Source organism: Kordia jejudonensis (assembly GCF_001005315.1).
GTDB classification, from domain to species: domain Bacteria; phylum Bacteroidota; class Bacteroidia; order Flavobacteriales; family Flavobacteriaceae; genus Kordia; species Kordia jejudonensis.
Genome location: NZ_LBMG01000046.1, coordinates 1 through 8834, shown reverse-complemented (window position 1 = coordinate 8834; position 8834 = coordinate 1). Strand labels below are relative to the sequence as shown.

General features: G+C 33.0%; 10 protein-coding genes. 2 read left to right on the top strand and 8 right to left on the bottom strand.

What is annotated here, in order from left to right; translation table 11 throughout:
* Positions 1 to 346: 346 nt before the first annotated feature.
* From AA089_RS18485 to AA089_RS18470, 4 genes are all read right to left on the bottom strand, one after another.
* Positions 347 to 1003 (bottom strand): response regulator, encoded by a 657-nt coding sequence (locus AA089_RS18485; protein WP_046758477.1) that lies wholly within the window; start codon positions 1001 to 1003, stop codon positions 347 to 349.
* Position 1004: 1 nt separating this feature from the next.
* Positions 1005 to 1781 (bottom strand): sensor histidine kinase, encoded by a 777-nt coding sequence (locus AA089_RS18480; protein WP_046758476.1) that lies wholly within the window; start codon positions 1779 to 1781, stop codon positions 1005 to 1007.
* 176 nt (positions 1782 to 1957) lie between these two features.
* Positions 1958 to 2608: a hypothetical protein gene (locus AA089_RS18475; RefSeq protein ID WP_046758475.1), complete on the bottom strand. Its 651-nt coding sequence runs from the start codon at positions 2606 to 2608 to the stop codon at positions 1958 to 1960.
* A 12-nt stretch (positions 2609 to 2620) separates the two neighbouring features.
* Positions 2621 to 3016: a hypothetical protein gene (locus tag AA089_RS18470; RefSeq protein WP_053002572.1), complete on the bottom strand. Its 396-nt coding sequence runs from the start codon at positions 3014 to 3016 to the stop codon at positions 2621 to 2623.
* A gap of 255 nt (positions 3017 to 3271) precedes the next feature.
* Between AA089_RS18470 and AA089_RS18465 the strand changes: the two genes are divergently transcribed.
* Positions 3272 to 3529, top strand: a complete 258-nt coding sequence (locus tag AA089_RS18465) for a hypothetical protein (protein WP_046758474.1) — start codon at positions 3272 to 3274, stop codon at positions 3527 to 3529.
* Here AA089_RS18465 and AA089_RS18460 read toward each other — a convergent pair.
* The 4 genes from AA089_RS18460 to AA089_RS18440 are packed head-to-tail and all read right to left on the bottom strand — an operon-like array spanning position 3507 to position 8160.
* Positions 3507 to 4355, bottom strand: coding sequence for a 5-oxoprolinase subunit C family protein (locus AA089_RS18460; protein WP_046758473.1), 849 nt, complete (start codon positions 4353 to 4355; stop codon positions 3507 to 3509). The two genes, AA089_RS18465 and AA089_RS18460, sit on opposite strands and share 23 nt — an antisense overlap.
* Positions 4349 to 5803 carry a 5-oxoprolinase subunit PxpB gene (gene pxpB, locus AA089_RS25600; protein ID WP_241480013.1) on the bottom strand — a complete coding sequence of 485 codons (1455 nt, stop codon included), beginning with the start codon at positions 5801 to 5803 and terminating at the stop codon, positions 4349 to 4351. Before pxpB ends, AA089_RS18460 begins: the two co-directional genes overlap by 7 nt.
* A 34-nt stretch (positions 5804 to 5837) precedes the next feature.
* Positions 5838 to 7028 (bottom strand): Nramp family divalent metal transporter, encoded by a 1191-nt coding sequence (locus tag AA089_RS18445; protein WP_046758472.1) that lies wholly within the window; start codon positions 7026 to 7028, stop codon positions 5838 to 5840.
* Positions 7012 to 8160, bottom strand: a complete 1149-nt coding sequence (locus AA089_RS18440) for a DUF2891 domain-containing protein (protein WP_046758471.1) — start codon at positions 8158 to 8160, stop codon at positions 7012 to 7014. Before AA089_RS18440 ends, AA089_RS18445 begins: the two co-directional genes overlap by 17 nt.
* 145 nt (positions 8161 to 8305) lie before the next feature.
* Between AA089_RS18440 and AA089_RS18435 the strand changes: the two genes are divergently transcribed.
* Complete coding sequence (locus AA089_RS18435; RefSeq protein WP_046758470.1) at positions 8306 to 8776, top strand: hypothetical protein; 471 nt, start codon at positions 8306 to 8308, stop codon at positions 8774 to 8776.
* Positions 8777 to 8834 lie beyond the last annotated feature (58 nt).

Below are 8834 nucleotides of genomic sequence, written 5' to 3'. Positions count from 1 at the left end.
GATTGCAACTAATCGTTTCAACATTCAACATTTAAAATTTAGCATTTCTGAGTTCGGTCTTGGGTTTTGGGTTTTGGGTTCTAGGTTCAAAACTACCTTTTACACTCTATTTTCTTGGCTCTATCTTCTCTTTTCTATTCTCTTGGGTCTTGGGTCTTGGGTCTTGGGTCTTGGGTCTTGGGTCTTTGGTTGAGTTGTTAAGTTGTTAAGTTGTTAAGTTGTTAAGTTGTTAAGTGGAATTTTCAACTTAATTAAAAAACAAAACAGCGAATTGAAAATTATTTTAATTTTTTAAATTACAGCATACTTTTTTAATTCATAATTCTGAATTCTGAATTTTTAAATCTCATTTACTGTTTACCAAGTTGTTTCGAATCGCATACAATACCAGTCCAATTCGGCTTTTTACTTTGAAATGCTTGAATAAGGATTCGCGATAGCCATCAATTGTTTTTGGACTCAGACACATTTCTTGTGCAATTTCCTTATAGGTCATTTCCGTACACGCCAATTTTAAGAACATCAATTCGGTATCTTTGAGTGGTTTTCCGTTGGCAACATCTTTGTCGTTTCCACCGTGAAGTGAGTTTAACAATGTAGTTGCTACACGTTCCGAATAGTAAATTCCGTTAGAAATGACTTCGTTTAACGCTTTGTAAAATATTTCTGGATGTATGTCTTTCAGCAGATAGCCTTTCGCGCCTAAGCGCAACATTTTTATAATAGTTTCCTCATGATCGTCCATAGAAAGCGCCAATACTTGTATACTTGGACGATTTTCCTTGATCCATTCCATGGTTTCAAAACCGTTCATTACGGGCATATTGATATCTAGTAAGATTATATCTGGGACATTTTCAGACTCTAGTAATTTTTTGATCAGTTCGCTTCCATTCTTTACGTGGTATAAAACCTCAAACTCCTCAAATGTGTTCACCAAACCTTGTAAAGATTGTGCAAACAACAAATGATCATCAACAATAACAACTGAATGTTTTTTCATACTATTTTTTATAGGGATAGGATAAAGTTAAGGAAACTCCTTTATTTTTCGCAGATTTCATCGTGAATTCTGTATTTATGATTGCCGCACGGCTTTTCATATTTATCAATCCTGATCCTTTTTCAATTTCATCATCCTCAAAACCAACGCCGTCATCTTCTGCTGTAAGCAACAATTTATCTTCTTTAAAATTAAGATGTACCGCTAAGTTTTTGGCTTTGGAATGTTTTATAGCATTAGAGAAAAATTCTTGTAAAATTCGGAATAAGATGATTTCTTCTTTGATATCTAAGTCGCGTTCTTCTCCTTCAATATGCAAAGTTGCTACTAAGAAATTTAGTTTGTTAAATCGATCGAGCTCTACTTCTATCGATTTTACCAATCCCATATTTTGAATAATTTCTGTATTCATGGTTTTTGATAGCAAACGAATTTCCTGCAAACTTTTTCCAACAATTTCACTGACTTCATTCAGTTTTTCTTTGTTTTCTTCGGCAAGTTGTGTTCCTAAAATATTAATATGCATGCGTGCTACTGACAATAACTGTCCAATATTATCATGCAATTCCCAGCTCATATTTTGCAATGCTTGTTCTTGGATTTCAATTTGCGATTTTGCAATTTCCTCCATGTATCGCTTTTCGGCTTCTTTCTTTTCAAGAATAAACTTTAGTTTACGCTTTTGAAAGAATACAAACAAAATAATAACGGTAGTTAATAAAATAAGCAACACTAGAGATGTTGCTGCAACAAGCATTTGTATTTCTTGATCTTTCATAACAATCTTTAAAATAGTATCATTTTATGGAAATGTTTTAATGTTTGACTCTAAATCGATGTATTTCCTTTTTTTCCTATGTAAGAATACGAAAGTAATCACTAAAAATATTCCTACAAGAAAAATCGTTGAAGCGCAAATAAAAACTAGCGTATGGATTTCTTCTACAGTCATTCTTAAAATACGTCAATATTATTTTTATTTTTAGACTTATAAAAACCTATAGCAAAGCACACATACATTATTATATTTAAGACAAAAGTTACAACGCCTAAAATTTTCTGTCCTCCAGTTAGAAATAATTTCACAGAAATCATGAAAGGCATAAATGTCCCATAGAAAAGTAAAACTCCTAAACTAAACCAAAAATAAATTGAATCTGTAATGTTTAATATCGTTTCCTTATTAAAAGATTCTATGAAATAAAAGCTGATAGCAATTAATACAAAAAGAACGCCTAAAGTAAACGTATATATTTGATTTGCTTCCAATATATGTTCTCCAAAGAAACAATTAGCTAATGCGAAAATTAAGTAGATTAAGATACAAAGGCGTAAAATATTCTTTCTGCGCTTAGAATTAAGAATAAGTTGATACCACCATAAAAAGAAAGTAAGCTGAACAATAGTAAATACATTGTATACAACGAAATTTACATGATTGAACAACTTATAAAAGACTGAGCCAAAAAATTCTGTGACTACTGCAAATAATATACAAAAAATAAAATATTTGGCTTTAGAATTTGAGTAATTTTTGTAGTTATAAAAACCATAAATCAATACCACTAAAGCCAAGTATTTCGAAAGAAATCTTATATCTCCCATTAATTTAAAATGTTAATCTCCATATTCGTTTTGTGGAGGATTTCCATTATCACCATAATTCATAGCATGAATTCCAGTGACGTCTTTGCTGCAACTCTCAATCGAAGGACTTGTTGGACACATAAATAATGTGTTCTGACCAGCTTTAGATTTATTCTCTGCATTTTCAGGGTAGACTCCGAAATAGAAACGAATTCCATCAACTGAAATTTTCTTTTTCAAAGCTTGTTCCTTTACATAGTTGATGTAACCTTCCAAATCTTCTAGCGAATACCAGCTAGAACATGAAAAATTAGTATCATTTTCTGCGCCAAAGCCTTCATTTTGCTTTTCTCTGTAACAAGCATTCAATTCTGCCGCTTGTTCATTAGTAATAAGTTTGTCATTAGGGGTTTTGTAGTCACTCATACTTATTAATGTTATTGATTAATGACTCCAAGTTATCTATAAACTTGCACATAGCAAAAATTTAAAACTTGTCCGTTTCTCGCAAAACTACTTAAAAAACTGATACCTAGATTTTTAAAGACTAACTCATCGTGAAATTTCAGGAATTTTCCTTTTCAAAAGGGGCTTTTTCCCCTTTTTTAGCGGAACTTTCCTCTTGTACCACTAATAAAGAGATAGTATTTTCGTCAAAACTATTTTAAAACAACCTCCAAAATGACCTCAGTTGATAAAAATATGAATGCATCACGTGTGATTATTCAATCGCACATTGATAAAGCATTCTCTGAAAAATTCATTCAATGGAATGATGGATTAAATTATACAGAGTTCATTCGTGCATTGTGGCGATTGTTTCGAAATCATGACAACTTCAAAGACGGAACACAACATATTTTATCGAAACTTAGCGAAGAAGATGCCATGCAATTACTTTCTGACGAAATTGATATTACGAAGTTGAAATCATATTAAATTGCACACGATCCTTGGTATGTTTTTGCGAAAGTATAGTGATACTAATTTCGTCTAATTGTAGTATTCTTGGGTAACCGCCCGTAGTTTGACAATCTTTCAGTAGCACAAGTAATTTTCCTGAAGGCGTTAGCTGAATTGTTCCCGGCAATACCGCCGAAGTAATAATTGACGGAAAATTGTTTTCAAGTAATTCATTGAGTTGATACGCCATTCTGTTATTTAAACCGATGGAAAAATTGGTGTTTAGTAGCTGTTCCTGCTGTTTTTGTGATAACAAATCAAATTCTGGACCTTTATAAACGTTTAATTGATGATTTTGAAATATTTCTTTGCTTGGCGCGATCGTAGCATTTGAGGAAATTTGATGCGAAACAGTTTCATATTTGATAAAATCTCCATTTTCTACACGCGATTTTTTTGTAATTCCATCATAAAAACTACAACTGTTCAATACTTTTTCTATCTGAAAACCCTTTTTGACGCCCAAATACGTTCGTACGCCGTATATCCTTGCGCCAAATTCAAGTTGATCTCCTTTGCGTACATGTAGTATTGTATTTAACTTTACAGCTTCTTTATTTAGCTTTGGCGACAAATTGGCGCCACAAAGTACAATTTGAGTTGGTTCGTAAAAATACAAATATGGACCTTGCAATGTAATTTCCAATACAGCATCGTTTTCATCATTTCCTAAAATATGATTTGCCAATTTTGCATGATATTCGTCCATAACTCCAGCAATTGGAACTCCATAATTTCGATATCCAAATCGTCCTAAATCTTGTATGGAAGTGTACAAACCACTTTGTAAAAATTCTAACATTCCACATGCGATTTTAGTTCGTAATTTCCACTTGAAACTGCTGCTGAAATTTCATGATATTCTGCTAATGAAATTGGAACAAATTTTATAAAGTCTCCCGCTTTTGCAAAACATGGATTTTGTTTTGAAATGTCAAAAAAATTGATGGGCGAATTTCCAATAATTTGCCATCCACCAGGACTTACTTTTGGGTAGATTCCTGTCTGCATTCCACCAATACCAACAGCACCTTTTTTGACAGCTAATCTTGGAGCTGATTTACGATCAATATGAAGTCGTTTATCAAGTCCGCCCAAGTATAAAAAACCAGGTAAAAAACCTATAGAAAATATTTGATATTTTGGTGCAGTATGTAAACGAATAATTTCATCTATTTCAAGTTTGTTTTTTTGTGCAATTTCTGCTAAGTCAATTCCAAATTCTGTAGCATAACACACAGGAACTTCCCAACAGAAACGTGTTTGTCGCTTCATGTTGTCGGATTTTAGCAAATATAGCCGTTCCAACAAATGTTTGAATGTTTTAAAATTCAATTTATTTTTATCGTAAATTATTAATAATGAATTATTTGATTGAATTACTTCAATTATTACTTTAATATAAAATTTTATGATTCTTTCATTAAAATCCAACACAGAATCGAGCATTTCTGAAGTCATTTTAGCTTCCCAAGTTAGCAAAATACCTGAATTTCCATATGGTTTATAGTGTGGAAATTCTGTTTTCTGTATGTTATTTTTAGTGTTGAAATGTGTATGCAACTGTTGTACAATTTCAATCGCATTTTTGGTATCAGAATGTACACAAAATGTATCGGATTTTAGCATAATTTTTCTAGCTGAAATCGTCTGTACTTTTTCATCATTTTTTATGCTAGAAATATGCTTAATAATCTCCCCTATTTCTGTTAAAACGGCATTGCTTTTTTTACGTGAAACGAGTGTCAAAACATCGTTATAATTTCGATCAGCGAATGCTTCATAATAGACATTAAAATTTTGCTGTAAAGCTACTTTTTCAATTACAGAATTATACGGAATATAGAGCGAATATTTGTGTTTATATTTTGCAATTGCTTTGAGAAAAAGTTCTGCTTTTTCTTCACTTTTTGCTACATCATTGTACAACGCTCCATGTGGTTTTATGTGTGTGATTTCTGCATCATGTACAGCAACAATTTCTTCTAAATCTGAGATCTGTTTTTGAATCGTTTTGATAAATTCGACTTCAGTCATATCTATTGAAGTACGACCAAAATTTTCACGATCAGGATATGAAGGATGCGCGCCAATTTCTACTTGAAACTTCTTTGCCAACGCTACAACTTTATGCATCGTTTTCGCATCGCCAGCATGTCCGCCACAGGCAATATTACACGCATTGATGTACGGCATGAGAATTTCCTCATTGTCTACGCCTTCACCAACATCGCAGTTTATATGTAGCATTTTAGATTATCAGATTTTTAGATTTCTAGACTTTTTAGAATACACTTATGATTCCTTTAATTCCGAGAATTAGTGTGATGAGAATGATACAAATTGCCAATATATTTTGAAACATTGTATTCTTGTATTCCCCTAAAACATTGGTCTTGTTTACAATCCACACCAAGAAAATAGCAACAATTGGCAATAATAGACCATTGGCAACTTGTGCAAACGTGATAACTTCTACAGGTTTGAATTTTAACGAAGAAAACACAATTCCGAGTATCAAAATAATAGCCCAAACGGCTCTAAATCTGTTGTCTTTTAAGGTTCCTTTCCAACCAAAACAACTTTTGGCAACATACGCCGCTGCTAAAGGTGCCGTAATTGCCGATGTGATTCCTGCTGCAAATAATCCCAGCCCAAGTAGGTATTTTGCATATTCTCCGTATAAAGGTTCTAATCCTTGTGCTAAATCAAAAGCATTGGTAATGTCGCCGCCTGTAGTTGCTGTTGCTGCGATGATAATTGTCATAGAAACAATTCCACCTAAAATGATAGAAACGATTGTGTCTTTTTTAGCTGTTGCCAAATCATCTTTTGTTTTCCATTTTTCTTTGACCAATGAAGCGTGTAAAAATAGATTGTACGGAACGACCGTTGTACCAATTAATCCAATAATAATCAAGATGTTATCTTTTGGAATTGACGGAATAAATGTTCCTTTTAAGATTGCGATAATATCTGGTTTTGTGAGTATTGCCGTAATGACAAATGAAATACTCATGATTAAAACTAAACTGACTAAACTTCGTTCCAATACTTTATAATTCCCTATGAATAGTAGGATAAACGCTATGATTCCTATAAGTATTGGATAGAATCCTGCATTTTCTTTCCCAAAGACTTCCATTCCTAACGAAGCGCCACTTATGTTTCCTGCTTCGTATGCTGCATTTCCGACAACTATAGCGCCTAAGATTAAGAAAATGGCTAAGTTTCGTAATAGTGGACTTGTGATTTGTTCTTTGATGACTTGCGCCAATCCTTTTTGTGTGATGATTCCTGTACGCGCCGCCATTTCTTGCAATACAATGGTTGCGATGATGGATAACAACATTGCCCAAAGTAAACTGTAACCAAATTGTACGCCTGCTTTTGTGCAAACTGTTACGGTTCCTGGACCAATAAATGCTGCCGCAACGAGCGTTCCAGGACCAATATTTTTAATCCATTTGAACATCAGCTGCCGTATTTAGTGCATAAATGGCAAATGAACCCAACCAATGTGTGCCTTCGTAATTGTCATCAACAATGCTTGGTAAGGAGTAATTTATGTGTTCGTTTGCGATATTTTTTAAGTGCTTATATTCTGGAAATTGATTGGCAATTCCATACAGACACCAAGCTCTGCTAAAATTAACACCATCTAAATGCACCAATTTTCCATCGGTTCTGTCTGAAACTTTTCCTTGTGCAAGTTGAAAGTCTTTGCTTGACAATTGCGGTAAAAACTTGTGTAACCAAGTTTTAAATTCATTTTCAGGAAGAATTCTTCGCATGATATCTGCTTCTTCCAAACATGGTGATAAAAAGTCGAATCCGCTTGGTTCCCAACTTATTGGGCAGTTTTCATCGTTTAGATAGAAGTCTTTTGCGCGTTGTTCTATAATGTTTTTTAATGTATTGTTTTCAACTGTTTTTGCATAATCGTACGCAAATGTAAGTCCAAATGCAGTATTGGTATGCTCTCCAACTCTAATTGGATAGTTTAGTTTTGGTAAAAAGTCTAAATATCCTTGTACAATAATGTCCGTCATTGGTTGCAAATTGGTTTCTAATTCGCGCGCAAGTGGATCGTTCCACGTGTGTAATTCTTCCGCGAGTTTTAACAACCAAGCCCATCCGTATGTGCGTTCAAATGACTTGTTGTATTTTCCTTTGAAGTATAAAATTTCAGTTTCTATGTTTTCTTTGGAGATATTTTGTGCTAGTTTTCTTCTGATTTCTGCACTGTTTTCCAAGTTTGGAAATTGTTTTAGCAACGTCACTAATGACCAATGTCCATGTACTGAAGAATGCCAATCGAAACATCCATAAAACGCTGGATGCAATGCTTTGGGCGATTGTAAATCTTCGCCACTTCCGATAGTTTGATTGAGCTTGTTGGGATATTCTTCTTGCATGCAATGTAATGGCAATGCCGCTAATCTATTGGCTTCTGCAAGTGATAGTTTGGTAATTTTACTAGAAACAACTATTGAATCTTCTTTTTCTACGGTAGAAGAAGTATTTTTTTCTTCTTGATTTTTCTTTGGTTTAGACTGACACTGTACAAACAAACAAATTAATAAGAAGTAACTTATTTTTTTCAATTTTTGAGGTGTTTTGGGTTGAAGGTATCAAGATAGGAATTTCTTATTAGATTTTTTGATTGTACCATTATTTAGAAGATTGAATTACTGAAAACGCTTCAATCATTTTTAGTAACAAAAAACTAAATCTAAAGACATATATTATATGAAACCACTTTCTCCAGACAATACTTCACTTCGAATTACATCTCCAATAATTATGTCAATTTTTGGGTTTCTTTTTGTTTCTTTTTTATTGAGAGCTACCGTTTTATGGCTTGTTTTAGGAATTTTAAGTATTACAGGATTCTTCGTTTTTTACATTATACAAATTTACAATCGAACTGAAAATGTTTCTTATGATATTGATTATATATATTTAAAGAATAGACATACTACACGAAAAGTCAGCCTTCAAAATATAAAACGTATTGAGCCTACACGCTCTAGTAAAAAAGTCTTGGGAATTCTATATTATGAATATAGGATTGAATTTATAAATGAATCTGAAACAAATGATTCTATAAATTTTTGGATTAATTCTATTGATAATTATATTGCTGAATTTGAAAAACATTTAGATTGTTACGCTCGAAACGTTAGCGTAAAACATATCGTAAATCCTTTTGATCGTTAATATGTATAACAAAAAAGCGAGCCGAAGCCAGTCATGGTCGGAAGAAAAAATCTTCCGA